This is a genomic window from Pseudomonas sp. B10, from assembly GCF_900156235.1.
GTDB lineage: Bacteria > Pseudomonadota > Gammaproteobacteria > Pseudomonadales > Pseudomonadaceae > Aquipseudomonas > Aquipseudomonas siliginis.
Genome location: NZ_LT707063.1, coordinates 3,908,875 through 3,935,847 on the forward strand (window position 1 = coordinate 3,908,875; position 26,973 = coordinate 3,935,847).

The 26,973-nt window shown below is 61.6% G+C and carries 21 protein-coding genes; 19 read left to right on the plus strand and 2 right to left on the minus strand.

The genetic code is table 11. From position 1 onward, the window contains the following. The first annotated feature begins 107 nt into the window (after positions 1 to 107). The 4 genes from BXA01_RS17790 to BXA01_RS17805 all read left to right on the plus strand — a co-directional run bounded on the left by BXA01_RS17790 (position 108) and on the right by BXA01_RS17805 (position 6,958). Entirely contained in the window at positions 108 to 3,689 is a 3,582-nt protein-coding gene (locus BXA01_RS17790) for a DUF2339 domain-containing protein (RefSeq protein WP_076565173.1), read from the plus strand. Continuing rightward, positions 3,686 to 5,050 (plus strand): DUF3999 domain-containing protein, encoded by a 1,365-nt coding sequence (locus tag BXA01_RS17795; RefSeq protein WP_076565175.1) that lies wholly within the window; start codon positions 3,686 to 3,688, stop codon positions 5,048 to 5,050. The genes BXA01_RS17790 and BXA01_RS17795 overlap by 4 nt, the downstream gene beginning before the upstream one ends. A gap of 291 nt (positions 5,051 to 5,341) precedes the next feature. Further along, on the plus strand, positions 5,342 to 6,352 hold the full coding sequence (locus BXA01_RS17800; protein ID WP_016772098.1) for a class 1 fructose-bisphosphatase: 1,011 nt from the start codon (positions 5,342 to 5,344) through the stop codon (positions 6,350 to 6,352). 3 nt (positions 6,353 to 6,355) lie between these two features. Further along, positions 6,356 to 6,958, plus strand: coding sequence for a DUF924 family protein (locus BXA01_RS17805; protein ID WP_076565177.1), 603 nt, complete (start codon positions 6,356 to 6,358; stop codon positions 6,956 to 6,958). Between the two features lie 107 nt (positions 6,959 to 7,065). On the opposite strand, the gene BXA01_RS17810 is transcribed toward BXA01_RS17805, so the two are convergent. After that, positions 7,066 to 8,958, minus strand: coding sequence for a methyl-accepting chemotaxis protein (locus BXA01_RS17810; protein ID WP_197685567.1), 1,893 nt, complete (start codon positions 8,956 to 8,958; stop codon positions 7,066 to 7,068). Positions 8,959 to 9,240: 282 nt separating this feature from the next. Between BXA01_RS17810 and BXA01_RS17815 the strand changes: the two genes are divergently transcribed. Continuing rightward, on the plus strand, positions 9,241 to 9,495 hold the full coding sequence (locus BXA01_RS17815) for a hypothetical protein (RefSeq protein WP_016772095.1): 255 nt from the start codon (positions 9,241 to 9,243) through the stop codon (positions 9,493 to 9,495). Between the two features lie 29 nt (positions 9,496 to 9,524). Then, a complete protein-coding gene (locus BXA01_RS17820) occupies positions 9,525 to 10,094 on the plus strand; it encodes a lipocalin family protein (RefSeq protein ID WP_016772094.1) in 570 nt (189 codons plus the stop codon). A gap of 121 nt (positions 10,095 to 10,215) precedes the next feature. Here the strand turns inward: BXA01_RS17820 and BXA01_RS17825 are convergent, their stop codons facing one another. Next, positions 10,216 to 11,580 (minus strand): formimidoylglutamate deiminase, encoded by a 1,365-nt coding sequence (locus BXA01_RS17825; protein WP_076565181.1) that lies wholly within the window; start codon positions 11,578 to 11,580, stop codon positions 10,216 to 10,218. Positions 11,581 to 11,726: 146 nt separating this feature from the next. Between BXA01_RS17825 and hutC the strand changes: the two genes are divergently transcribed. The 13 genes from hutC (at position 11,727) to dtd (ending at position 26,732) form a co-directional block, all read left to right on the plus strand. Further along, on the plus strand, positions 11,727 to 12,437 hold the full coding sequence (hutC, locus tag BXA01_RS17830) for a histidine utilization repressor (RefSeq protein WP_162803449.1): 711 nt from the start codon (positions 11,727 to 11,729) through the stop codon (positions 12,435 to 12,437). Next, positions 12,434 to 13,006 carry a HutD/Ves family protein gene (locus BXA01_RS17835; RefSeq protein ID WP_076565183.1) on the plus strand — a complete coding sequence of 191 codons (573 nt, stop codon included), beginning with the start codon at positions 12,434 to 12,436 and terminating at the stop codon, positions 13,004 to 13,006. The genes hutC and BXA01_RS17835 overlap by 4 nt, the downstream gene beginning before the upstream one ends. Positions 13,007 to 13,479: 473 nt before the next feature. Beyond that, positions 13,480 to 15,168, plus strand: coding sequence for a urocanate hydratase (gene hutU / locus BXA01_RS17840; RefSeq protein ID WP_016772090.1), 1,689 nt, complete (start codon positions 13,480 to 13,482; stop codon positions 15,166 to 15,168). Between the two features lie 148 nt (positions 15,169 to 15,316). Then, positions 15,317 to 16,789: a purine-cytosine permease family protein gene (locus BXA01_RS17845; protein WP_076565185.1), complete on the plus strand. Its 1,473-nt coding sequence runs from the start codon at positions 15,317 to 15,319 to the stop codon at positions 16,787 to 16,789. Positions 16,790 to 16,860: 71 nt separating this feature from the next. Further along, positions 16,861 to 17,829 (plus strand): ABC transporter substrate-binding protein, encoded by a 969-nt coding sequence (locus tag BXA01_RS17850; protein ID WP_076565187.1) that lies wholly within the window; start codon positions 16,861 to 16,863, stop codon positions 17,827 to 17,829. Between the two features lie 68 nt (positions 17,830 to 17,897). Beyond that, positions 17,898 to 18,749, plus strand: coding sequence for an ABC transporter permease (locus tag BXA01_RS17855; RefSeq protein ID WP_076565189.1), 852 nt, complete (start codon positions 17,898 to 17,900; stop codon positions 18,747 to 18,749). Next, entirely contained in the window at positions 18,746 to 19,576 is an 831-nt protein-coding gene (locus tag BXA01_RS17860) for a quaternary amine ABC transporter ATP-binding protein (RefSeq protein WP_076565191.1), read from the plus strand. Before BXA01_RS17855 ends, BXA01_RS17860 begins: the two co-directional genes overlap by 4 nt. A gap of 183 nt (positions 19,577 to 19,759) precedes the next feature. Then, positions 19,760 to 21,283 (plus strand): histidine ammonia-lyase, encoded by a 1,524-nt coding sequence (gene hutH, locus BXA01_RS17865; RefSeq protein ID WP_076565193.1) that lies wholly within the window; start codon positions 19,760 to 19,762, stop codon positions 21,281 to 21,283. Positions 21,284 to 21,399: 116 nt separating this feature from the next. Beyond that, a complete protein-coding gene (gene hutH / locus BXA01_RS17870) occupies positions 21,400 to 22,932 on the plus strand; it encodes a histidine ammonia-lyase (protein ID WP_076565195.1) in 1,533 nt (510 codons plus the stop codon). A 131-nt stretch (positions 22,933 to 23,063) separates the two neighbouring features. Continuing rightward, on the plus strand, positions 23,064 to 24,269 hold the full coding sequence (gene hutI, locus BXA01_RS17875; protein ID WP_076565197.1) for an imidazolonepropionase: 1,206 nt from the start codon (positions 23,064 to 23,066) through the stop codon (positions 24,267 to 24,269). 10 nt (positions 24,270 to 24,279) lie between these two features. Further along, a complete protein-coding gene (hutG, locus tag BXA01_RS17880; protein ID WP_076565199.1) occupies positions 24,280 to 25,083 on the plus strand; it encodes an N-formylglutamate deformylase in 804 nt (267 codons plus the stop codon). A gap of 243 nt (positions 25,084 to 25,326) precedes the next feature. Next, positions 25,327 to 26,298: a prolyl aminopeptidase gene (gene pip / locus BXA01_RS17885; RefSeq protein ID WP_024011249.1), complete on the plus strand. Its 972-nt coding sequence runs from the start codon at positions 25,327 to 25,329 to the stop codon at positions 26,296 to 26,298. Continuing rightward, positions 26,295 to 26,732 carry a D-aminoacyl-tRNA deacylase gene (gene dtd, locus BXA01_RS17890; protein WP_076565201.1) on the plus strand — a complete coding sequence of 146 codons (438 nt, stop codon included), beginning with the start codon at positions 26,295 to 26,297 and terminating at the stop codon, positions 26,730 to 26,732. Before pip ends, dtd begins: the two co-directional genes overlap by 4 nt. Positions 26,733 to 26,973: the final 241 nt, after the last annotated feature.

A 26,973-nucleotide genomic window follows, 5' to 3' on the forward strand; every position in this document is an offset into this window, starting at 1 on the left:
GGCTGACAATCCGCCTTCGCGAGCAGGCTCGCTCCCACACGGTTTGTGCCTAGACTGAAGCCATCGCCGGAATCGCCCCGCCCCGGGGCTGCTTAGGGATATCGACCATGCAATGGATGTTCATGTTGATCGGGCTGGTGCTCGGTGGACTGCTCGATGAGTCATTCAGCGGCGCGCTGTTGGGTGCGCTGCTGGGGCTGGTCATTGGCCAGGCGCTACGCATTGCGCGCCTTGGCTCGCAGGCGGCGGAGCAACAGCGTCAACTCGAGCAGGTGCGCGAAGCCTTGCAAGGCGTGGCTCAGCGGCTGTTTGTGCTGGAGGGTTCGCCCTCGCATGCGCCCGCGCCGCCACCTGAAGCCGAGCCAGTCGCCGAACCTGTCGAAATGGCTGAGCAGGCTGCCCCGACCCCTGAGCTGATCTGGGAACTGCCCCCCGAACTCGAACCAATTTCCGCCGTCGCCCGCGAAACCAGCCAGCCGCTGCCCGCCGATGTCTGGCGCGCCGAACCGGCTCCCGTTGCACCACCACAAAAACCCGCCGAACCCCGTGGCCCGAACCTGATCGAACGCGGCATCGGCGCTGCGCGCAACTGGCTGTTTGGCGGCAATACAGTGCTGCGCGTCGGTGTGGTGCTGCTGTTTTTCGGTCTGGCATTTTTACTGCGTTACGCCACTGAAGGCATGGTGGTGCCGATCGAGTTGCGATACGCCGGCGTCGCGGCAGCGGCGTTGGCTCTGCTTGCGCTGGGCTGGTGGCTGCGCCGACGCAACAGCAGCTATGCGTTGATGCTGCAAGGCACCGGGATCGCGGTGTTGTACCTGACGGTGTTTGCGGCGATGCGTCTGCATCCGTTGCTTGATCCTTCTGCCGCGCTGGGCCTGCTGGTCGCGGTGACGGTGTTCTCGGCCATTCTGGCGATTACCCAGGACGCGCTGGGGTTGGCCGCAGCGGCGGTACTCGGTGGTTTCGCCGCGCCGATTCTGACTTCTACCGGCGAAGGCAATCACGTCGCACTGTTCAGTTATTTCGCCTTGCTCAACGCAGGCATTCTCGCCATCGCCTGGTTCAAGGCCTGGCGCCTGCTCAACCTGATCGGTTTCGTCGGCACCTTCGGTATCGGTTTCGCCTGGGGCCTGCGTTCCTACACGCCGGAGCTGCTGTGGAGCACCGAGCCGTTCCTGATTGTGTTTTTCCTCATGTACCTCGCCATCGGCCTGCTCTTCGCCCGGCGCAAATTGCGCGACCTGCAGGATGCTCCGGCGGAGGCTGATCGCGAGGCGCTGCTGCAATGGTCGGCCCGCAAGGGTGATTATGTCGACGGCACCATGCTGTTCGGCCCGCCGATCATTGGCTTCGGTTTGCAGTTTGCGTTGGTCCAGCACCTCGAATTTGCGGCGGCGTTCAGTGCGTTGGCGCTGGGCATGATCTATATGGCGCTGGCCAAAGTTTTGATGGGCGGGCGCGCGATGCTGCTAGGTGAAACCTGCCTGGCACTGGGAGTGATTTTTGCCAGTCTCGCGATTCCGCTGGGGCTCGATGCGCGCTGGACTTCTGCGGCGTGGGCCGTTGAAGGCGCAGGGATTTTCTGGCTTGGTTTACGTCAGCATCGACCGTTTGCCCGGGCCTTTGCCTTACTGCTGCAACTGGGGTCGGCGCTGGCATTTCTCAGCCAGTTGCAGCCCGGCGAGAGCAGCCTGCTCGACGGCGCACCGCTGGGCGCGCTGATGCTTGGCGCCGCGTTGCTGTTCAGTTTCTTCCAACTGCGCAAGGCTACGCCCGAGCAAAAATTGCCGTGGGAAAGGCAAGGACTGCCAGTGCTGGCGTGTCTGGGCCTGACGTTCCTGTATCTGCTGGCACCGTTGTTCCTGTTCATCCAGGGCACGGCGATCAGTTGGGCCTTGGCCGGCTTGGCAACGTTGTTTGTCGGCTTGCGGATTCAATCACGCACATTCCTGTTCACCGCGTTCGCCGTGCAGTTGCTGGGCGGCGCGTTGTTCCTGCTGCGCCTGCAAACGGCCGGCGAAGATTCGACGGCGGTGTTCAGCGCTGGCTGGAGCGGTTTGCTCAGTGCGTCCTTGATCGGTCTGGCCTTGATTGGCGGCATGCTGCTGGCGGCGCGGGACGAGATGGTGCGCGGCGATGTGCGCCTGCTGCGCGGCTTGTCGGTGGTGCTGCTGGCCGGCTTGGTGCTGATCAATCTGGCGGTGCTGTTCGTGCTGCCGTGGCAAACCGCGAGTGCGGTGTGGGCGGCCAGCGGTTTGCTGATCATCTGGCTGAGCCTGTACCTGCAACAGCGTCTGAGTTTCGTTTTCGGCCTGCTGTTGCAGGTGGTCGGCGGCGCAGCGTTTCTGCTCGCCGGCCCCGAATGGCTCGGGTCGCTGTCTAGCGAAGGGTTGAAACCGTTGGCCCATGGAGGGTTCTGGACGCCACTGGTGCTGGGGCTGGCCGCGCTGATCGGCGCGTGGCGCTTGCAATTGGGCAACCATGCCAGTGCTTTCGAAGCCTTGAGTTTGCAGCGCTTGTCGCAAGTGCTGCTGGTCTGGGGCGCCGGTTGGTGGACGCTGGCATGGGTCAGCGAGATCCTGCGTTTCGCTTCGCCGAACCTGCAAGGCACATTGTTGCTGCTGGTCGCTGCGATCAGTGTGGCGCTGTGGACGCTGTTGTCACTGCGGTTGAAATGGCCGGCGCTGGGGTTGCTCTGCACCTTGCTGATTCCGGCGGCGGCGCTGGTTTTGCTCGGCGCGTGGCATGCACGCTATCACCCGGCTGCCGACTTTGGCTGGCTGGCGTGGCCGGCGCTGTTCGCGGTGCACTTCTTCAGCCTGCGCCGCTTGGCATCGCTGTTGCCGGCGCGCGCATTGAGTGCGGCCCATGTGCTCGGTTGCTGGCTGCTGATTGGCGTGCTGGCGCTGGAGTTGCGTTACGGCCTGCTGCTGTTGTCCGAGCAATACAACGCGTGGCGCTGGCTGGGCTGGGCGATTCTGCCGAGCTTCTATCTGTTGCTGATGGCTGCACCGCGCAACTGGCCGTGGCCGGTGGCCGCATTTGCTCGGGAGTACCGCTTGTATGCGGCGGCACCGCTGGCGGTGCTGATGCTGGCGTGGTTCTGGCTGGCCAATGGCGTCAGCGATGGCAATGCCGAGCCGTTGCCTTACGTGCCGCTGCTTAATCCGTTGGAGTTGGGGCTGCTGTTTGCGCTGTTCGGCGTATACGTCTGGTCGCGCAGCGCGGTTGCGCAGTTGTCGATCCGCCAGGACTACGCCGACCACGCCACGCAACTGATCGCCGGTGTGTCGCTGTTTGCCTTCTGCACCGCACTGGTCACCCGCGCGGCGCATCACTGGGCCGGCATTCCGTTCGAGCTCGATCAACTGCTCGCGTCGATGCTGGTGCAGGCCGGCCTGTCGATCGTCTGGACGTTGATGGCGCTGGGACTGATGATCGGCGGCCATCTGCGCCATCGCCGCGAAGTGTGGCTGATCGGCGCGGCGCTGATTGCGCTGGTGGTGGCCAAGCTGATTTTTGTCGAACTGAGCAACCGTGGCGGTCTCGCCCGGATCGTCTCGTTTATCGGTGTCGGCGTATTGCTGCTGGTGGTTGGCTACTTCGCGCCGCTGCCACCCAAACGCGTCGAGGCTGAACCGGTGGCGGACAAACCCGCGCCGGATACCGAAGGAGTTGCATCTTGAGTCGCATGCTGAATCTGGGGTGGTTGGCGCTGGGCGTGGTGATGGTCGCTGGTGCTCAGGAAAAACCGGCGGACTTCGCCACGCAGTTGCCGTTGACGGTGAGCGGCAATGGCCCGTGGTATCGCCTCGACTTGCCGCTGAGCGCGCAATTGCAGGCGCGCCAGACCGATCTCAGCGACCTGCGTGTGTTCAACTCCGCCGGCGAAGCGCAGGCCTATGCCTTGGCTCGCGAATCGGCGCAGACCCGCGACGACGGCAAGCTGCACGAGGTCAAATGGTTCCCGCTGTACAACGCCGCCGACGCCAGCGAGCGCGCGCCGAATGTGCGCGTGCAGTCGACCACCAACGGCACCTTGGTCGAAGTGCAACCGTCCTCGCAGCTGGAGGCGGGCGAAGAAGTGCTGCGCGGCTGGCTGCTCGATGCCAGTGCGATAAAGGCACCGTTGCAGCAGTTGATCCTCGACTGGACCAGCGAGCGCGACGGTTTCCAGCGTTTCAGTATCGAGGCCAGCGACGATCTGCAGCACTGGCAGTCATGGGGCGAGGGCCAAGTGGCGCGGCTGACCTTTTCCGATGAGCGCATCGAACAGCATGAAGTGACCCTGCCGGGGCAGACCGCGCGCTATGTGCGCCTGCTGTGGGAGTCGCCGGGTTCGGCGCCCGTCCTGACGTCGGCGCAATTGAAAAGCAGCGACCCGCGCAACCTGCCGCTGCCCTTGGTCTGGTCGCCCAGCGTGGCCGGCAGCAGCACCAAGTCCGGGGAATACATGTGGCAGCTGCCGATGGGGCTGAATGTCGAGCGGGTGCAGATCGAGCTGAAACAGCCAAACAGTCTGGCGCCGGTCACGTTGGCCGGCCGGCGCGAGAGCAACTTGCCATGGCAGCCACTGAACAGTGGTTTGCTGTATCGCCTGAGCCAGAACAATCAGGACGTAGTGCAGAACGAAATCCCGCTGTCCGGGCAGACCGTGCAGCAACTCAAGCTGACCGTGGATGAGCGCGGCGGCGGTCTGGGTGAGCAGGCGCCGGACCTGAAATATGCGGTGCGCGCCACGCAGGTGATCTTCCTCGCCCGGGGCGAAGGGCCGTACAGTCTGGCCTTGGGCAATGCCACGGTGAAAACGGCGAACCTGCCGCTGGCAACGTTGATTCCGGACTTCAAGCCAGAAAAGCTGGCGAGCCTGGGCAAGGCGACGGTGCAGGGCGAAGCAGTGGCCACGCAAACCTCAACGGCGACGACGGCTGCGGTGGCCGGGACCAACTGGAAGAAGTTCGGCTTGTGGGCAGTGTTGCTGCTCAGTGTGGTGTTTCTCGGGGCGATGGCGTTCAGCCTGTTGCGCAAGCCGCCTGCCAACACCTGAGCATGGCGGCGCTTTGCGCCGTTCGCGAGTAGGCTCGCTCCCACAGGGCAATGCATTCCATTGTGGGAGCGAGCCTGCTCGCGAAAGCGCCCGGGCAGACACTGAAAATCTTCAATCGCTCATGCCGAACCGAACTACGCTCAATCCGACACCTGAACTCTCCACCGACAATCACGTCTCATACAGGCAAATACACCCAGGCGCACGTTAGCCGGCGTCTTCGCTCGCTAGGTTTTCAGACTCCCTGTAAACTGCGCGGGTTTTCCGCCCCCCATTCCACCGGAGCCGTCCATGTCCCGCGTTACCTTGAGTCGCTATTTGATTGAGCAGACCCGCAGCAACAACACTCCTGCCGATCTGCGCTTTTTGATCGAAGTGGTAGCGCGTGCCTGCAAGGAGATCAGCCACGCCGTGTCCAAAGGCGCCCTGGGTGGTGTTCTGGGCAGCATGGGCACCGAGAACGTGCAAGGCGAAGTGCAGAAGAAGCTCGACGTGATCTCTAACGAGATCCTGCTCGAAGCCAACGAATGGGGCGGTCACCTGGCCGGCATGGCGTCCGAAGAAATGGACAACGCCTACCAGATCCCGGGCAAATACCCGAAAGGCGCGTACCTGCTGGTGTTCGACCCACTGGACGGCTCGTCGAACATCGACATCAATGCCCCGGTCGGCACGATCTTCTCGGTACTGCGTTGCCCGAACGAATACCTGAGCCAGAACGAGCCGCTGAACGAAAAAGCTTTCCTGCAGCCAGGCACCCAGCAAGTGGCCGCCGGCTACGCCATCTACGGCCCGCAGACCATGCTGGTGCTGACCCTGGGCGACGGCGTCAAAGGCTTCACCCTCGATCGCGAAATGGGCAGCTTCGTCCTGACTCACGAAGACATCACCATCCCGGAAACCACCCAGGAATTCGCCATCAACATGTCCAACCAGCGTCACTGGGAAGCCCCGGTGCAGCGCTATGTCGGCGAGCTGCTGGCCGGTGAAGAAGGCCCGTTGAAGAAGAACTACAACATGCGTTGGGTCGCGGCGATGGTTGCCGACGTCCACCGCATCCTGACCCGTGGCGGTCTGTTCATGTACCCGCGCGACAGCCGCGAGCCGTCGAAACCGGGCAAGCTGCGCCTGATGTATGAAGCCAACCCGATGTCGTTCCTCGTCGAACAAGCCGGCGGCGCGTCCACCGACGGTCACCAGCGCATTCTCGACATTCAGCCGGAAGGCCTGCACCAGCGCGTTGCAGTGTTCCTCGGTTCGAAAGAAGAAGTCGCCCGCGCTACGGCCTACCACAAGGAATAAACCATGCACGCGCCCTGGCAGCCGTTGCTCGACTGGTGGTTCGGACACGCCGAATCAGCCAGCGAAGTAGCGGCTGAAAAGGGCAAGTTGTGGTTCGGCAAGCGAAACAGCCAGGACCTCGAAGCGCAGACGCGTTTCGGGGTCTTTGTCGATCAGGCCCTGGCCGGCGAATTGACCGAGTGGACGCAATGTCCCGAAGGTTGGCTGGCGGTGGTGCTGTTGCTTGATCAACTGCCACGCATGATCTATCGCGACACCCCCAAAGCGTTTTCCGGTGATCTGCTCGCACAGAAGCTCGTCGCTCAAGGCATTGCAGCGGATTTCGATCGTCAGTTGAAACCGATTCAGCGTGTGTTCATTTATCTGGTGTTCGAACACTGCGAAAACCTCGCAGTGCAGAACGAAGCCGTTTCCAGATTTATTGAATTGGTGGCTGAACAGCCAGAGTCGGAGCGGGCGGTGTTTGCCGATAACCTGGACTATGCCGAGCGGCATCGGAAGGTGATTGCGCAGTTTGGAAGATTTCCGCACCGCAATTCGGTGTTGGGGCGGAAGTCTACGACTGAGGAGTTGGAGTTTCTGTCCAGGCCCGGTTCAAGATTTTGAATTTTCAGTGCGGCTCATGCCGCTTTCGCGAGCAGGCTCGCCCCCACAATTGAAATGCATTCCACTGTGGAAGCGAGCCTGCTCGCGAAGAGGCCTGAGGCCGCAGCTTAAATCCTGAAGCTGCCGACCAGATGCTTCAACCGCGCCGCCTGCTGCTCAAGATCCGAACAGGCGCGCAACGTCGCCTGCAAGTTCTCCACGCCTTCCTGATTCAGCGTGTTGATCTCGTTGATATCAACGTTGATCGACTCGACCACAGCCGTCTGCTCTTCAGTCGCGGTGGCCACCGACTGGTTCATGCCGTCGATTTCGCCGATGCGCTGGGTCACGCTGCCCAGACGCTCGCCGGCCTGGTTGGCGATGCCGACGCTGCTTTCGCTCTCGCGCTGGCTCTCGGTCATGATGGTTACTGCCTGACGTGCGCCGACCTGCAACTCTTCGATCATCTTCTGCACTTGCTGCGCCGAATCCTGGGTGCGGTGCGCGAGGTTGCGCACCTCGTCGGCGACCACGGCGAAACCGCGTCCGGCTTCACCGGCGCGCGCGGCTTCGATGGCGGCGTTGAGCGCGAGCAGGTTGGTCTGCTGGGAGATGCTGGTGATCACTTCGAGAATCTGGCCGATGTTCACCGTGTTGCTGTTCAGCGTTTCGATGTTGCCGCAGGAATCGCTGATCTTTGCCGACAGCTGTTGCATGGCGTGGATGGTTCTATCCACCACCTGCTGGCCGTCGACCGCGAGGCTGCGCGCATCGCTGGAATGCTGCGAGGCGAGGGCGGCGTTCTGGGCGATTTCCTGAGCGGCGGCGCCGAGCTGATTGATCGCGGCGGCGACGCTGTTGGTGCGGCTGGCCTGCTGGTCGGAGTTGTACATCGACGAGTTCGAGGCAGCGACCACACGCAAGGCGACTTCGTTGACCTGGCCGGTGGCCGAGGACACTTCACGGATCGACGTATGAATGCGTTCGACGAAGCGGTTGAACGACGTACCCAGTGCGCCGAATTCATCGTTGCCGTGAATCACCAGCCGTTTGGTCAGGTCGCCTTCGCCTTCAGCGATGTCATGCATCGCACGGCCCATGGTCAGCAGCGGTTGCATCAGCACGCGAATCAGCATGCCGAGCAGGCCGATGATGATCAGCACGGCGATGACCATGGCGATCAGTGCCGAGGTGCGGAATTCGCTGAGCATCGAGAACGCGGTGTCTTTGTCGAGCACCAGCGCCACGTACCAGTCAGCCGACGGCACTCCGTTGACGCGAGTGAACGAAATCAACTGGGTCTTGCCGTCGAACTCGACTTCTTTCAGACCCGGGCTGACTTGAGGCGCGCCGTTCGGATAGGCCTCGGCCAGTGTTTTGAGCACCAGTTTGCTGTCCGGGTGAATCAAAATCTTGCCTTCGGCGCTGACGATGAATGCGTGACCGTGGCCGCCGAAGTTCAGCGAGTTGATGATCGCGCTGACGCTGGTCAGATCGATGTCGGCACCGGCGACGCCGAGCATTTGGCCCTGACGCTGCACCGGGGTGGCGACGGTGATCACCAGTTTGCCCGACGAAGCGGCTATGTACGGTTCGGTGACGATGGTCTGCTGCGCGCTGTTGGCCGCTTTGTACCAACCACGCGCCCGTGGGTCGTAGTCCGGCGCACGGTTGCCGGCCGGCACCGAGAACATCACGCCGTCAGCGCCACCGAAATAGCTGAGCTGGAAATTGCCGGTGTAGGCGGGCAGGTCGATGATGCGCTTCAGGCTGGCGGGCGCGTTGCCGTCGACGGCGACTTGCTGCGACAGCGATTGCAGCAGTTGAATCCGACTTTCCAGCCAGGTCTGGATGTTGCTGGTGGTCAGGCTGCCCAGCTCCTGCATGGTCGCCTCGGTGCTGCTGCTCAAGGCCTGACGCTGGCGATAGTCGTTGAAGAAGATGAAACAGGCGAACGCAACGGCCACCACAAGGGCAGCAGCCAGCAAAATCTTGTGGCTGAATTTCATGTTTCTGGTCATCGAATGAACTACCGCGAAGGGGCTGGTCAGGAAGGGGCGGCAATTTGCCATATTCGGCAGCGTTGCGCTGCTCTTATTTTCGACCGCGCCGCGCCAAAGATTAGGCGCTTGCAGGGAAAGTCGACGAAATGCTCGACGGCTTCACAAAGTTTTTGATTTACCGGCAAAAGCCGGACGGGCGGGCTGATAAATAGGCGTTCGGTCACGGAACCAGATGACACTTTTCTCTTCTAAGCTTCTGGTTGGCACCATGCCATCCCCCCTCGTTCCAGGAGTTTCACCATGTCGCTGCGATCTATCGCCCTGCTGTCGTTTTGCGTGCTGTTGGCCGCATGCAGCAAGGTCAATCAGGAAAACTACTCCAAGCTCTCGGCCGGCATGGCCAAGTCCGAAGTGGAAACCCTTCTCGGCAAGCCCACCGATTGCTCGGGCGCGCTCGGTATGTCCAGCTGCACCTGGGGCGACAAGAACAGCTTTATCAGCGTGCAATACGCCGGTGACAAAGTGCTGATGTTTTCCGGCCAAGGCCTGAAGTAAACCGGGGCTTCGCGCCCACGGAGAAAAAAATGAAGCGGTTATTGCTGATCCTTTTTGCTGGCCTGGTACTGGCTGGCTGCGCCACTTCCGGCGTCGACCCGTTGGCGCCCAAGACCGTCAACAGCGTCAATCTCAAGCGTTATCAGGGCACCTGGTATGAACTGGCCCGCTTGCCGATGTACTTCCAGCGCCACTGTGCGCAATCCGAAGCCCATTACACCCTCAAGCCTGACGGTAATGTCGGCGTGCTCAACCGTTGCCTGACTCCGGAGTGGCAGTGGGAAGAAGCCAAGGGCACGGCTTATCCACAAGTGCCGGGCAAGACCGACAAGCTCTGGGTCGAATTCGATAACTGGTTCTCGCGCCTGGTGCCGGGTGTGGCTAAGGGCGAGTACTGGGTGTTGTACGTCAGCGACGATTACAAAACCGCCATCGTCGGCGATCCGAGTCGCAAGTACCTGTGGCTGCTGTCACGCACACCGACCGTCAACGGCGTAGTGCGTGAAGAATTGCTGAGCAAGGCGCGTCAGCAGGGTTACGACACCACACGCCTGATCTGGCGGGCGTCGGATCGGCAGATGGCCAAGACATCCAATTAAGCCGCTATGCAAATCAAATGTGGGGGCGAGCCTGCTCGCGAAGAGGGTGTATCAGTCGATATGAATGTTGACTGATACACCGCTTTCGCGAGCAGGCTCGCTCCCACAGTTTGGTTTTGGGTCAGCCCAAGAGATCACGCAGGACCTGGGTGAAAGCTCGGGCGCTTTGCTCTTCGCCGGCATGCCGTCCATCGCGCACCACCCACTGACCATTGACCAGCACATCGCGCACTTGGCGATCGCCGCCGGCGAACAACCAGCGATTCAGAATCCCGTCGCCATTGGCCGTCGCCAGATACGGATCGCTACCGTCCAGGACAATCCAGTCCGCGCGCTTGCCCACTTCCAGCGCGCCGATCGGCTGCCCCAGTGCCTGTGCACCGCCGTCCAGCGCCGCGTCATACAGGGTGCGACCGACCATCGGCTGCTGCGCGCCATACAAGCGATTGCGCCGCTGATCACGCAGGCGCTGGCCATATTCCAGCCAGCGCAACTCTTCCACCACGCTCAACGACACATGGCTGTCGGAGCCAATGCCCATGCGCCCGCCCTGGGCAAGAAAGTCCACCGCCGGAAAAATTCCGTCGCCCAGATTTGCTTCAGTGGTCAGGCACAGCCCGGCGATCGCGCGACTGTTGGCCATCAGCGTGACTTCTTCCGGGTTGGCGTGGGTGGCGTGGACCAGACACCAGCGCTGATCGACTTCAGTATTCTCATAAAGCCATTGCAGCGGACGACGACCGCTCCAGCTCAGGCAGTCGTCGACTTCCTTTTGCTGTTCGGCGATGTGTATGTGCACCGGGCATTGTTTGTCACTGGCCGCCAACACTTCGCTGATTTGTTGTGGCGTCACCGCCCGCAGCGAGTGGAAACACAGGCCCAGCGATTGTGCCTTCTGCTGCGCCAGTAATGGCTGCAAACGCGCTTGCAGATTCAGATAGTTCTCAGTGCTGTTGATAAAGCGACGCTGGCCATCGTTAGGTGTTTGCCCACCGAAACCGGAATGACTGTAGAGCACTGGCAGCAGGGTCAGACCGATGCCGCTTTCGCTGGCGGCCTGGCTGATACGCAAAGCCAGTTCGGCAGGATCGGCATACGGCTGGCCGTTGCTGTCGTGGTGCACATAGTGAAATTCGGCGACCGAGGTGTAACCGGCCTTGAGCATTTCGATGTACAGCTGACGGGCGATGATGCCGAGCTGATCCGGGCTGATTTTTCCGACGAGGCGATACATCAGATCGCGCCAGGTCCAGAAACTGTCGTTGGGGTTGCCGGCCACTTCGGCCAATCCAGCCATGGCACGCTGGAAGGCGTGGGAGTGCAGATTGGGCATTCCCGGCAGCAACGGCCCGCGCAGCCGTTCGGCGCCGTCTGCGCTGGAATCGGCCTGGATTCGGGTCAGCAGGCCATCGGCGCTGACCTCGAGACGTACATTGTTGGCCCATCCGTTAGGCAGCAGTGCGCGTTCGGCAAAGAAGGCGGACATCGTTCGGCACCCCATCGTGTGTTATTTGTATATACATATACAGACGTTTGCCTGCTCGGTAAACTCCGGCAAGCTAGTCACTTTCATCCAATGAACAGGGATCAACCGTGCCGACTCCGCCTCCAGTTTCTCCGTTGGCCGCGAACATGGGCGACAGTCCGGCGCCCTTGTACGCCCGCGTCAAACAGATGATCACCCAGCAGATCGACAGCGGTAACTGGCCGCCGCACTACCGCGTGCCGTCCGAAAGCGAACTGGTCAGCCAGCTCGGCTTCAGCCGCATGACCATCAACCGCGCCCTGCGCGAGATGACCGCCGACGGCCTGTTGGTGCGCATGCAAGGCGTGGGCACGTTTGTCGCCGAACCGAAGAGCCAGTCTGCGCTGTTCGAAGTGCACAACATCGCCGATGAAATCGCCTCGCGCGGCCATCGCCACACCTGCCAGGTCATCACCCTCGAAGAAGAGGCCGCCGGTTCCGAACGCGCGCTGGCGCTGGACATGCGCGAAGGTCAGAAGGTCTTTCACTCGCTGATCGTGCATTACGAAAACGACATTCCGGTGCAGATCGAAGACCGTTTCGTCAACGCCCTGGTCGCGCCGGAATACCTCAAGCAGGATTTCACCCTGCAAACGCCCTATGCCTATCTCAATCAGGTCGCGCCGCTGACCGAGGGCGAGCACGTGGTCGAAGCGATTCTTGCCGAGCCGTCGGAGTGCAAGTTGCTGCAGATCGAAAAGGGCGAGCCGTGCCTGCTGATCCGCCGGCGAACCTGGTCGGGGCGTCAACCGGTGACGGCGGCGCGTTTGATCCACCCGGGCTCACGTCATCGTCTGGAAGGGCGCTTTCATAAATGAATTATCAAGTGAAGGTTCTACGCGCCGAAGGCTACCCGCGCATGCCGTGGAAAAACGGCGGCGGCAGTACAGAGGAAATCACCCGTGATGCCGGCGCTGGCCTGGACGGTTTCGGCTGGCGTCTGTCGATTGCCGACATCACCGAGTCGGGCGGTTTCTCGACATTCGCCGGTTACCAGCGAGTCATCACCGTGTTGCAGGGCGACGGCATGACCTTGTGCGTCGACGGTGACGATACCCGGCCATTGTTACCCCTGGACCCGTTTGCTTTCAGCGGCGAAAGCCAAGTGTCCTGCACCTTGCTCGGCGGTGCGATTCGCGATTTCAATCTGATCTATGCGCCGCAACGTTACAGCGCGCGGTTGCAGTGGCTGGACGGCGAGCAGCGGTTCTTCAGCTCGGTATCGACGCTGCTGGTGTTCAGTGTCAGTGAGCGGATGGACGTGCTTGTTGGCGACGGCGTTTCGCAGCTCGGTCGGCATGATTGCCTGCAACTGGACGGTAACAGCGGGCTGGTCGAAGTCTCCACCAACGCCGCATGCTGCGTGATCGAACTCCTCCAGAACTGAACACACCCTGTGGCGAGGGGATTTATCCCCGCTGGGTCGCGAAGCGGCCTCATTCCAGATTGAAAAAAGCGGTCTGCTGCGCAGCCCAGTGGGGATAAATCCCCTCGCCACAAGCCATCCCCACTCTTGTTTCCCTCCACGCACCAACTTGTTACCGAACGCCCCAGCGTGGCGCAAAAACACGCTCACTTGGCCCAGCCGCATCTCCTCAGAATCTCCTCCCGGAAAATTTCATCCACGCCAGAACCCTCGATTCAGGCGCTCTCCAGCCATGCCCGTGATTTTTCCTGAACACTCCTCCAACAAGTTGGCCGCTCGATTGCATATGCTTGTATGTACAAGTAAAGACGTATGCGTATGAGTCGGTCGAGACTCTCCGCAGCGTCCACTGATTCGCTTGTCGCGCAGCACAGCGCGCAGGCTGCTGCCCACTGCCAGGGTTGGTTTGAATTGATCGCTGAGGAGTCTTTTTCGTGACTGACAATACCCAGAACAGCAACAAGTTTCGTGACGTGCAGATCCGCGCCGCACGCGGTAACACGCTGACCGCCAAGAGCTGGCTGACTGAAGCGCCGCTGCGCATGTTGATGAACAACCTCGACCCGGAAGTCGCCGAGAACCCGAAGGAACTGGTGGTCTACGGTGGCATCGGCCGCGCTGCGCGGAACTGGGAGTGCTACGACAAGATCGTCGAAAGCCTGACTAATCTGAACGACGACGAAACCCTGCTGGTGCAGTCGGGCAAGCCGGTCGGCGTATTCAAGACTCATAGCAACGCGCCGCGCGTGCTGATCGCCAACTCCAACCTGGTGCCGCACTGGGCGAGCTGGGAACACTTCAACGAACTCGACGCCAAAGGCCTGGCCATGTACGGCCAGATGACCGCCGGCAGCTGGATCTACATCGGCAGCCAGGGCATCGTTCAGGGCACCTACGAAACCTTCGTCGAAGCCGGCCGCCAGCATTACAACGCTGACCTGAAGGGTCGCTGGGTGTTGACCGCCGGCCTCGGTGGCATGGGCGGCGCGCAACCGCTGGCCGCCACCCTGGCCGGCGCCTGCTCGCTGAACATCGAATGCCAGCAAGTCAGCATCGATTTCCGCCTGAAGAGCCGTTACGTCGATGAGCAAGCCAAAGACCTCGACGACGCTTTAGCGCGTATCGACAAATACACCAAAGAAGGCAAAGCGATTTCCATCGCGCTGCTCGGCAACGCGGCGGAAATCCTGCCGGAGCTGGTCAAGCGCGGCGTGCGCCCGGACATGGTCACCGACCAGACCAGCGCCCACGACCCGCTCAACGGCTACCTGCCGGCCGGCTGGAGCTGGGACGAGTACCGCGCCCGCGCCAAGACCGAACCGGCCGCTGTGATCAAAGCCGCCAAGCAGTCGATGGCGGTGCACGTCAAAGCCATGCTGGAGTTCCAGAAGCAAGGCATTCCGACCTTCGACTACGGCAACAACATCCGTCAGATGGCTCAGGAAGAAGGCGTCGAAAACGCTTTCGATTTCCCGGGCTTCGTGCCGGCCTACATCCGTCCGCTGTTCTGCCGTGGCATCGGCCCGTTCCGTTGGGCGGCGCTGTCGGGTGATCCACAGGACATCTACAAAACCGACGCCAAGGTCAAAGAGCTGATCCCGGACGACGCGCATTTGCACAACTGGCTGGACATGGCCCGCGAGCGCATCAGCTTCCAGGGTCTGCCGGCACGTATCTGCTGGGTCGGTCTGGGCCAGCGCGCCAAGCTCGGTCTGGCCTTCAACGAAATGGTCCGTAGCGGTGAGCTGTCGGCCCCGGTGGTGATCGGTCGCGACCATCTCGACTCCGGCTCGGTGGCCAGCCCCAACCGCGAAACCGAATCGATGCAGGACGGTTCCGACGCCGTCTCCGATTGGCCGCTGCTCAACGCCCTGCTGAACACCGCCAGCGGCGCGACCTGGGTGTCTTTGCACCACGGCGGCGGGGTCGGCATGGGCTTCTCGCAACATTCGGGGATGGTGATCGTCTGCGACGGTACCGATGAAGCCGCCGAGCGCATCGCTCGCGTGCTGCACAACGACCCGGCTACCGGCGTCATGCGCCATGCGGATGCCGGTTACCAGATCGCCATCGACTGCGCGAAAGAGCAGGGGCTGAATCTGCCGATGATCACTGGCGGGTAACACGCTCTGGTTTTATGTGGGAGCGAGCCTGCTCGCGAAGGCGTCGTGTCAGTCGCTACTGCTGTGCCTGATACACCGATTCGCGAGCAGGCTCGCTCCCACAGAGGAATTTCAGTGAACCCGAATAGCAATCCACAGAGGTTGAATCATGGCGGTTAACAACGAACGTGCAGGCAGTACTCCGTTGATCGAAAGGCGTTCGATCGACTACATCCCGGAAGCGGAAAGACACGGTCGTCTGTTCAGTCAGTTCACCCTGTGGATGGGCGCCAACCTGCAGATCACTGCGATCGTCACCGGGGCCTTGGCTGTGGTGCTCGGCGGTGATGTGTTCTGGTCGCTGATCGGTCTGTTGATCGGTCAGTTGCTCGGCGGTGGTGTGATGGCGCTGCATGCCGCGCAGGGACCGAAACTGGGCTTGCCGCAGATGATCTCCAGCCGTGTGCAATTCGGCGTTTATGGCGCAGCGATTCCGATCGTGCTGGTGTGCCTGATGTACCTCGGCTTCACCGCCACCGGAACGGTGCTGTCCGGGCAGGCGCTGGGGCAGTTGTTCGGTGTCAGCGACAGTGTTGGCATCCTGATTTTCGCCAGTGTCATCGTGCTGGTCACAGTGCTCGGCTATCGGGTGATCCACTGGATCGGCCGCGTCGCCAGCGTGATTGGCGTGATCGCTTTTGTGTTCCTGTTCTGGCGGCTGATGAGCCAGACCGACGTTGGTGCGCTCCTGCAGATTCGTCATTTCAGCTGGAGCAGCTTTCTGCTGGCGGTGTCGTTGGCGGCGTCCTGGCAGATCGCTTTCGGCCCGTATGTAGCGGACTACTCGCGTTACCTGCCGAGCGCCACTTCATCGGTGAAAACCTTTTTCGCCGCTGGCGCAGGTTCAGTGATCGGCGCGCAAGTCGCGATGATTCTCGGTGTATTTGCCGCCGCTTCGGCCAATGGTCAATTCGCCGGTCACGAAGTCGCTTACATCGTTGGTTTAGGCGGCACCGGCGCCACCGCCGCGCTGCTGTATTTCAGCATCGCGTTCGGCAAGGTGACCATTTCGACGCTGAACTCCTACGGCAGCTTCATGTGCATCGCCACCATCATCAGTGGCTTCAAAGGGCACCTGACGGTGACGCGCATGCAGCGGCTGATCTTCGTGCTGTTCATCGTCGGCGCGGCGACGCTGATTGCCCTGCTCGGGCAGCACTCGTTCCTCGGTGCGTTCAAGTCGTTCATCCTGTTTCTGCTCGCCTTCTTCACCCCGTGGAGCGCGATCAATCTGGTCGACTACTACTGCATTACCCGCGAGCGCTACGACGTGCCGGCGCTGGCCGATCCGAACGGTCGCTACGGACGCTGGAACCTGCTCGGCATCAGCGTCTATGTGTTCGGTGTACTGGTGCAGCTGCCGTTCATCTCGACCAAGTTCTACACCGGGCCGCTGGTAGCAGCGCTGGGGGATGTGGATATCTCTTGGATCATCGGCCTGGTTCTCCCGGCCGCCGTCTATTACTTCTGCGCAAAGAAATGGCACAGCACCGTGCCCGATCGCCTGATTCTGCCGGTCGAGCAGAACAGCACCCTACAAGCAAAAACGAGCGGGGCCGGTCGCGCTGCGGCGCAGGCCTGATCTGGACGTGGACCAGGCTGGATGCCTCTTGAACTGCCGTAAGCCCATTCATGATTAGGAGCGTCACGACAATGAAATCGAACAAGACCCTGCTGACCACATTGCTGTCCATGGGCCTGTTGGCCAGTGCCGGTGCGACGCAAGCCGCCGGCTGGTGCGAATCGGGCAAACCGGTGAAATTCGCCGGGCTGAACTGGGAAAGCGGCATGCTCCTGACCGACGTTATGCAAGTGGTGCTGGAGAAAGGTTACGGCTGCAAGACCGACAGCCTGCCGGGCAATTCCATCACCATGGAAAACGCCCTGAGCAGTAACGATATTCAAGTGTTTGCCGAAGAGTGGGTCGGCCGCAGCGAGGTCTGGAACAAGGCCGAGAAGGCCGGCAAGGTCGTTGGCGTCGGTGCACCGGTGGTGGGCGCTGTCGAAGGCTGGTACGTGCCGCGTTACGTGATCGAAGGCGACGCCAAGCGCAAGCTTGAGGCGAAAGCCCCGGACCTGAAAAACATCGCTGACCTGGGCAAGTATTCCGCCGTGTTCAAGGACGCCGAAGAGCCATCCAAGGGCCGCTTCTATAACTGCCCGGCCGGCTGGACCTGCGAGCTCGACAACAGCGAAATGCTCAAGAGCTACGGTCTGGAAAACAGCTACACCAACTTCCGTCCAGGCACCGGACCTGCGCTGGATGCGGCGGTGCTGTCGAGCTACAAGCGCGGCGAGCCGATCCTCTTCTACTACTGGTCGCCGACGCCGCTGATGGGCCAGATCGATGCAGTCAAACTGGAAGAGAAACCCGGCGTCGACAAGACCGTCAGCATCAAGGTCGGCCTGTCGAAAACCTTCCACGACGAAGCCCCGGAACTGGTCGCCGTGCTGGAGAAAGTCAACCTGCCGATCGACCTGCTCAATCAGAACCTCGGGCGCATGGCCAAGGAACGTATCGAGTCGGCAAAACTGGCGAAAATGTTCCTCAAGGAACATCCTGAAGTCTGGCACGCATGGGTGAGCGACGACGCAGCCAAGAAAATCGACGCGGCCTTGTAGGTCAGGTTTCCCGGCTGCCAGCACGGCAGCCGGACGCTTGATCGCAACCCCTTGATTGAGAGTCCCTTATGTTTCCCGAAAGCTTTACCTTTTCCATCGCCGACTGGGTCAACGGTTGGGTCGATTCGCTGGTGACCAACTACGGCGACGTGTTCCGGCATATCTCCGACACGCTGCTGTGGGCCATTGTCAGTCTCGAAGGTTTGCTGCGTGCGGCGCCGTGGTGGTTGATGCTGGCAATCGTCGGTGTCATCGCCTGGCACGCCACGCGCAAGGTCGTCACCACCGCCGTGATTGTCGGTCTGTTGTTTCTGGTGGGCGCGGTCGGCCTGTGGGAAAAACTCATGCAGACCCTGGCGCTGATGATGGTCGCGACGATCATTTCGGTGCTGATCGGCATCCCGCTGGGGATCCTCTCGGCGCGCAGCAATCGCCTGCGTTCGGTGCTGATGCCGCTGCTCGACATCATGCAGACCATGCCGAGTTTCGTGTACCTGATTCCGGTGCTGATGCTGTTCGGCCTGGGCAAGGTGCCGGCGATTTTCGCCACGGTGATCTACGCCGCGCCGCCGCTTATTCGCTTGACTGATCTGGGCATTCGCCAGGTTGACGGTGAAGTGATGGAAGCGATCAACGCCTTCGGCGCCAACCGCTGGCAGCAACTGTTCGGCGTGCAACTGCCGCTGGCGCTGCCAAGCATCATGGCCGGGATCAACCAGACCACGATGATGGCCCTGTCGATGGTGGTGATCGCCTCGATGATCGGCGCCCGTGGCCTCGGTGAAGACGTGCTGGTGGGGATTCAGACCCTTAACGTCGGCCGTGGCCTCGAAGCCGGCCTGGCGATCGTGATTCTCGCGGTGGTCATCGACCGCATCACTCAAGCGTACGGTCGGCCACGCCATGAGGTGAGCAAATGAGCAACGCAAGCGTGAGCAAGATCGAAGTGCGCAACGTCTTCAAGATTTTCGGCAACCGCGCCAAGGATGCGCTGGCCATGGTCGGCCAGGGCAAGAGCAAGGACCAGGTGCTCAGCGAAACCGGTTGCGTGGTCGGCGTGAACGACTTGTCGCTGAGTATCGGCACCGGCGAAATCTTTGTGATCATGGGCCTGTCCGGCTCGGGCAAATCCACCCTGGTACGGCACTTCAATCGGCTGATCGACCCCACCAGCGGGGCGATTCTGGTCGATGGCGAGGACATCCTGCAGTACGACATGGACGCCCTGCGCGAATTTCGTCGACACAAGATCAGCATGGTGTTCCAGAGCTTCGGTCTGCTGCCGCACAAAACCGTGCTCGATAACGTCGCCTACGGCCTGAAAGTGCGCGGCGAGAGCAAGCAGGTCTGCGCCGAACGCGCGCTGCACTGGATCAACACCGTCGGTCTCAAAGGCTACGAAAACAAATACCCGCACCAGCTCTCCGGCGGCATGCGTCAGCGCGTCGGCCTCGCCCGTGCATTGGCGGCGGACACCGACATCATCCTGATGGACGAAGCGTTCAGTGCGCTGGACCCGCTGATCCGCGCCGAGATGCAGGACCAGTTGCTGGAACTGCAAAAGACCCTGCACAAAACCATCGTCTTCATCACCCACGACCTCGACGAAGCCGTGCGCATCGGCAATCGCATCGCGATTCTCAAGGATGGCCGGTTGATCCAGGTGGGCACGCCAAGAGAGATCCTGCACTCGCCGGCGGATGAGTATGTCGACCGGTTCGTGCAGCGGCGGGCGGCGGTGGTGTGACACTGAGTGGCCTATGTGGTGAGGGATTTATCCCCGTTCGGCTGCGAAGCAGTCGTAAAAGCGGCCACAGCGGTCTGTCTGACGGATTTGCGGGCATGGTTTGGGGTGGCTTCGCCACCCAACGGGGATAAATCCCCTCGCCACAGGGTTACCGGCATCAACAGAATTGGTATGAGGTTTTAGATGTCCCAGGCTGAAAAAATCGTTATCACAGGCAGCCCTCTGCGTTGGCAGGACGTGGTCGCCGTCGCCCGGCACGGTGCGCCACTGGAACTGTCCAGCGAAACCTGGGCGCGCATCGACAACGCTCAGGCCATCGTCCAGCGCATCGTCGCCAGCGGCGAGCGCGCCTATGGAGTCAACACCGGTCTGGGCGGTCTGTCCAACGTCTCGCTGCAGGACGAACAGCTCAGCCAACTCTCGCGCAACACCTTGCTCAGCCATGCCTGCGGTGTCGGCCCGGTGCTCAGCGACGAGCAGACCCGCGCAATCATCTGCGCCGCGATCCACAACTACAGCCACGGCAAGTCCGGCCTGCATCGGCGTGTGGTCGAAGGGCTGCTGGCGCTGCTCAATCGCGGCATCACCCCGCAGGTGCCGTCGCAGGGTTCGGTGGGCTACCTGACGCACATGGCGCACATCGGCATCGCGCTGCTCGGCGTTGGCAATGTCAGTTATCGCGGGCAGATCATTTCGGCGCAACAGGCGCTGGCCGAGGAGGGCCTGCAACCTGTGCAGCTCGGCGCGAAGGATGGCTTGTGCCTGGTCAACGGCACGCCGTGCATGACCGGCCTCAGTTGTCTGGCGATTGCCGATGCCACGCGGCTGCTGCAATGGGCCGATGTCATTGGTGCGATGAGTTTCGAAGCCCAGCGCGGCCAGATCGATGCCTTCGATGCCGAGATCATTGCGCTCAAGCCGCATCCGGGCATGCAGCAGGTCGGCAACAACCTACGCGCCTTGCTCGATGGCAGCGAAGTGATTGCCGCGAGCAAAGGCATTCGCACTCAGGACGCGCTGAGCATTCGTTCGATCCCGCAGGTGCATGGCGCCGCGCGTGATCAACTGGAGCACGCAATCAAACAGGTGGAAGCCGAACTCAACGGCTGCACCGACAACCCGTTACTGCTCGGCACCCCGGACAATTTCCGGGTGATGTCGCAGGCCAACCCGCACGGTCAATCCGTGGCGATGGCGGCGGATCTGCTGGCGATTGCCATGGCCGAAATCGGCTCGATTGCCGAGCGCCGTCTGGACCGTTTGGTCAATCCGTACGTCAGCGGTCTGCCGGCGTTTCTGGTGGCCAATCCCGGGGTCAACTCGGGGATGATGATCGTGCAATACGTCGCCGCCTCGCTGTGTGCGGAAAACCGTCAATTGGCGCAACCGGCGGTACTCGACAACTACATCACCTCGGGCCTGCAGGAAGATCACCTGAGCATGGGCACCAACGCCGCGCTGAAGCTGCATCGCGCGCTGGAAAACTGCACGCAGATCCTCGCGATTGAATACCTGCTGGCGGCGCAGGCGTTTGAATTCCTCAAGGAACAGCGCTTTGGCGTGGGCACTGACTGCGCGTGGAAACTGCTGCGCGAAACGGTCCCAGCCTACGATCAGGATCGCTGGCTGGCGCCGGATATCGTTGCCGCTGCGACCGTGCTGAAAGACCCGAATCTGCCGCACAACGTTCTACCGAATTTGCACTGACAACTACCCATACCAGCGTGCCAAGGCGTGGATCGTTCACAAGACGAGAAACGACGGATAACGGAATGCTCCGGAGCGACTGGTAGTTAATAACAATGCCTGACAGGAGCATTTTAATGACTGCGCTGAACCTGATCCCCGGCCAACTGAGCCTGGCCCAACTGCGTGACGTCTATCAGAACCCGGTCACACTGACCCTCGACAACAGCGCCAGCGCGCAGATCGAGGCCAGCGTCGCCTGCGTCGAGCAGATCCTTGCCGAGAACCGCACCGCCTACGGCATCAACACCGGTTTCGGTCTGCTGGCCTCGACGCGCATCGCCAGTGAAGACCTGGAAAACCTGCAGCGTTCGCTGGTGCTCTCGCACGCGGCCGGCGTCGGCCAGCCGATCAGCGATGAGCTGGTGCGACTGATCATGGTGCTCAAGGTCAACAGCCTCAGCCGCGGTTTTTCCGGAATCCGTCGGCAGGTGATCGATGCGCTGATCGCGCTGATCAATGCCGAGGTCTATCCGCATATTCCGTTGAAAGGTTCGGTCGGTGCGTCGGGGGATCTGGCGCCGTTGGCGCACATGTCGCTGGTGCTGCTGGGCGAGGGCAAGGCCCGCTACAAGGGCGAATGGCTTGAGGCCACCGAAGCGCTGAAAGTCGCCGGCCTGGCGCCGCTGACGTTAGCGGCTAAAGAAGGTCTGGCGCTGCTCAACGGTACCCAGGTTTCCACAGCCTTTGCGCTGCGCGGTTTGTTCGAAGGCGAAGACCTGTTTGCCGGTGCCCTGGCGCTGGGCAGTCTCACCGTAGAAGCCGTGCTCGGTTCGCGCTCGCCGTTCGACGCGCGCATTCATGCCGCGCGTGGGCAGAAAGGTCAGATCGATGCCGCTGCGGCCTACCGCGATCTGCTCGGTGAGCGCAGCGAAGTCTCCGCCTCGCATCAGAACTGCGACAAGGTCCAGGACCCGTACTCGCTGCGCTGCCAGCCGCAAGTCATGGGCGCCTGCCTGACCCAGTTCCGTCAGGCCGCTGAAGTGCTGGCGGTGGAAGCCAACGCGGTTTCCGACAACCCCTTGGTCTTCGCCGCTGAAGGCGACGTGATTTCCGGCGGCAACTTCCACGCCGAGCCGGTGGCCATGGCCGCTGACAACATGGCCCTGGCCATCGCTGAAATCGGCTCGCTGAGCGAACGCCGCATCTCGCTGATGATGGACAAGCACATGTCGCAACTGCCGCCGTTCCTGGTGGCCAATGGCGGGGTGAACTCCGGTTTCATGATCGCCCAGGTCACCGCTGCGGCGTTGGCCAGCGAAAACAAGGCGTTGTCCCATCCGCATTCGGTGGACAGCCTGCCGACCTCGGCCAACCAGGAAGACCACGTATCGATGGCCCCAGCGGCGGGCAAGCGTCTGTGGGAAATGGCCGAGAACACTCGCGGCATTCTCGCCGTGGAATGGCTGGCGGCGGTGCAGGGGCTGGATCTGCGCAACGGTCTGAAGACCTCGCCGAAGCTGGAACAGGCGCGGGCGATTTTGCGCAAGGAAGTGCCGTTCTATGAGAAGGACCGCTTCTTTGCGCCGGACATCAATGCTGCGACGCAATTGCTGGCGTCGCGGTGTCTGACCGAGCTGGTGCCGGCGAAGCTTTTGCCGAGCCTTTAACCCTACCCACTGATCGTTCCCACGCTCTGCGTGGGAATGCCTCAAGGGACGCTCCGCGTCCAGTGACGCGGAGCGTCACGGGCTGCATTCCCACGCAGAGCGTGGGAACGATCACTATAAGAGGAACCGGGATGAAAACCCTCTGGCAACACTGCCACGTCGCAACCATGGCCAACGGGGTCTATTCGATCATCGAGGATGCCGCGATCGTGACGTCCGGCACGCTGATCGAGTGGATCGGCCCGCGCGCCCAACTGCCGACCGGTGAATACCCGGCGGTCAATGATTTGCAGGGTGCGTGGGTCACCCCCGGTCTGATCGACTGCCACACCCACACCGTGTTCGGCGGCAACCGCAGCGGCGAGTTCGAGCAGCGTCTGCAAGGCGTCAGCTACGCCGAGATCGCCGCGCAGGGCGGGGGCATCGCCAGCACCGTGCGCGCCACCCGTGAAGCGAGCGAAGACGAGCTGTTCGCCAGCGCCGCCAAGCGCCTGAAAAGCCTGATGCGCGACGGCGTGACCACGGTGGAAATGAAATCCGGCTACGGTCTCGATCTGGCCAACGAGCGCAAGCTGCTGCGGGTCATCCGGCGCCTGGCCGAAGAGCTGCCGATCAGCGTGCGCAGCACTTGCCTGGCGGCGCACGCGTTGCCGCCGGAGTACAAGGATCGCGCCGACGAATACATCGATCTGGTCTGCGAACAGATGCTCCCGGCCCTTGCCGCCGAAGGTTTGGTCGATGCCGTGGATGCGTTCTGCGAATACCTGGCGTTTTCGCCGGAGCAGGTCGAGCGGGTGTTCGTCGCCGCGCAACAACTCGGACTGCCGGTGAAGCTGCACGCCGAGCAATTGTCCTCGCTGCACGGCTCCAGCCTCGCCGCGCGCTACAAAGCCTTGTCCGCCGATCACCTGGAGTTCATGGACGAGGACGATGCCATCGCCATGGCCGCTGCCGACACCGTCGCCGTGCTGCTACCGGGCGCGTTCTACTTTCTGCGCGAAACCCAGTTGCCGCCGATGGAAGCGCTGCGCAAGCACAAGGTGAAAATCGCCATCGCCAGCGACCTCAACCCCGGCACCTCGCCGGCGCTGTCGTTGCGTCTGATGCTGAACATGGCCTGCACCTGTTTCCGCATGACCCCGGAAGAAGCCTTGGCCGGGGCGACCCTTCATGCCGCGCAGGCGCTGGGCATGGCGCAGACCCACGGCTCGCTGGAGGTCGGCAAGGTCGCTGATTTCGTGGCGTGGGACATCGAGCGTCCGGCGGATCTGGCCTATTGGCTCGGTGGCGATCTGGACAAGCGCGTCGTGCGTCACGGCGTTGAATCGAATTTCTAGGAGGGCGGTTGTGGACAAGGTTCTGAGTTTCAAACAAGGCCGCGTGCCGTTGCTGATCAGCATGCCCCATGCCGGCGTGCGTCTGACCCCGGCGGTCGAAGCCGGGTTGATCCCCGCCGCGAAAAGTTTGCCGGACACCGACTGGCATATCCCGCAGCTCTACGACTTTGCCGAGGAGCTGGGCGCCAGCACCCTGGCTGCCGAGTATTCGCGTTTCGTCATCGACCTCAACCGGCCGTCCGACGACAAGCCGTTGTATGCCGGGGCGACCACCGGGTTGTACCCGGCGACGTTGTTCGACGGTATTCCGTTGTTTCAGCAAGGTCTGGAACCGTCGAAAGAGGAGCGCGCGACTTACCTGGAGCAGATCTGGACGCCTTACCATCGCACCTTGCAGCAAGAGCTGGCGCGATTGAAAGCCGAATTCGGCTACGCGCTGTTGTTCGATGCGCACTCGATCCGCTCGATCATCCCGCACCTGTTCGACGGCAAACTGCCAGACTTCAACCTCGGCACCTTCAATGGCGCCAGTTGTGATGCGCAACTGGCGAGTCAACTGGAAGCGATCTGTGCGCAGCACGCGCAGTTCACCCATGTGCTGAACGGGCGGTTCAAGGGCGGGCACATCACCCGCCAGTACGGCGACCCGGCGCAGAACATCCACGCCCTGCAACTGGAACTGTGCCAGTCCACCTACATGGAAGAGTTCGAACCGTTCCGCTACCGCGCCGACCTGGCCGAACCGACGCGGGTGGTGCTCAGGGAATTGCTGCAGGGACTGCTCGCTTGGGGTGAAAAACACCACAACGCCTGATGCACCCCTGTAGGAGCTGCCGAAGGCTGCGATCTTTGATCGTTCCCACGCTCTGCGTGGGAATGCAGCCCGTGACGCTCCGCGTCACTGGACGCGGAGCGTCCCAAGAGGCGTTCCCACGCAGAGCGTGGGAACGATCAGGCCCCGGAGCATGCTCATTGACGCAAATCGGGTTTATGATGCCCAACGGCAGAATAATACGAGTCCCCCCAGGGATGACCTCGACCCCTTACGGAGCGCGCAATGCAGACTTTGTTTCCGCAGATCAAACCCCACGCCCGGCACGATCTGGCTGTCGATGACACCCATACGCTGTACGTCGATGAAAGCGGCTCGCCGGAGGGTTTGCCGGTGGTGTTCATCCACGGTGGCCCCGGCGCCGGCTGTGACGCTCAGAGCCGACGCTATTTCGATCCGAATCTGTATCGCATTGTCACCTTCGACCAGCGCGGCTGCGGTCGCTCCACCCCGCACGCCAGCCTGGAAAACAACACCACCTGGGATCTGGTCGAAGACCTTGAGCGCATCCGCAAACACCTGGGCATCGAAAAATGGGTGTTGTTCGGCGGCTCCTGGGGTTCGACCCTGGCGTTGGCCTACGCGCAAACTCACCCGGAGCGGGTCCATGGTCTGATTCTGCGCGGGATTTTCCTGTGCCGTCCGCAGGAAATCGAATGGTTCTATCAGGCCGGCGCCAGCCGTCTGTTCCCGGATTACTGGCAGGACTATATCGCGCCGATCCCGCTGGACGAGCGCGACGACCTGCTCAACGCTTTCCACAAACGCCTGATCGGCAACGATCAGATCGCCCAGATGCATGCGGCGAAGGCGTGGTCTACTTGGGAAGGGCGCACCGCGACCCTGCGCCCGAATCCGCTGGTGGTCGATCGTTTCTCCGAGCCGCAGCGCGCGTTGTCGATTGCGCGGATCGAATGCCACTACTTCACCAACAACGCCTTCCTTGAGCCGAACCAGTTGATCCGCGACATGGGCAAGATCGCTCATCTGCCCGGCGTGATCATTCACGGTCGTTACGACGTGATCTGCCCGCTCGACAATGCCTGGGAATTGCACCAGGCCTGGCCGAACAGCGAATTGCAGGTGATCCGCGACGCCGGCCACGCCGCGTCCGAGCCGGGCATCACCGATGCGCTGGTGCGCGCCGCGAGCAAAATGGCCCAGCGCCTGCTCGACCTGCCGCTCGAAGAAGCATGAAGGCGCTGTTGCAACGCGTACGCGGCGCGCGGGTAAAGGTCGCCGGCGAGGTAGTCGGCGCGGTCGATCAGGGTTTGCTGGTGCTGGTGGCGGTAGAACCCGACGACACGCGTACCAGCGCCGACAAACTTCTGCATAAGCTGCTTAACTATCGGGTATTCAGTGACGCCGAGGGCAAGATGAATCTGTCCCTGGCGGATGTGGGTGGCGGGTTGCTGCTGGTCTCTCAGTTCACCCTCGCCGCCGACACCAAAAGCGGCCTGCGTCCGAGCTTTTCCAAGGCCGCACCGCCGGCGCTGGGTGAAGAATTGTTCGACTATTTATTGAGTCAGGCGAAACAGGTGCATGGCACTGTGGCATCAGGTAGATTCGGCGCCGATATGCAGGTGCACCTGGTCAACGATGGCCCGGTAACCTTCCTGTTACAGACCTGACAGTGCCTGAAACATGTTTTTCGGTGATTTCGACTGTTTTTAGGCTGTTTTCGCGATAAATACTTTGTTACCCCTGATGCGTTGTCATCCGGGCTACTAGATAATCGCGCGCTGCGGGGATCGACATTCGTTGATCCGTTTTGACTTAGGTAGAGACTTGTCTGGATCCGATTGGGGAATCATTTTGCCCCGGCGGAGTCGGAACAATGCTCGCCAACCTGGCATAAAGATAGCTGGCCGT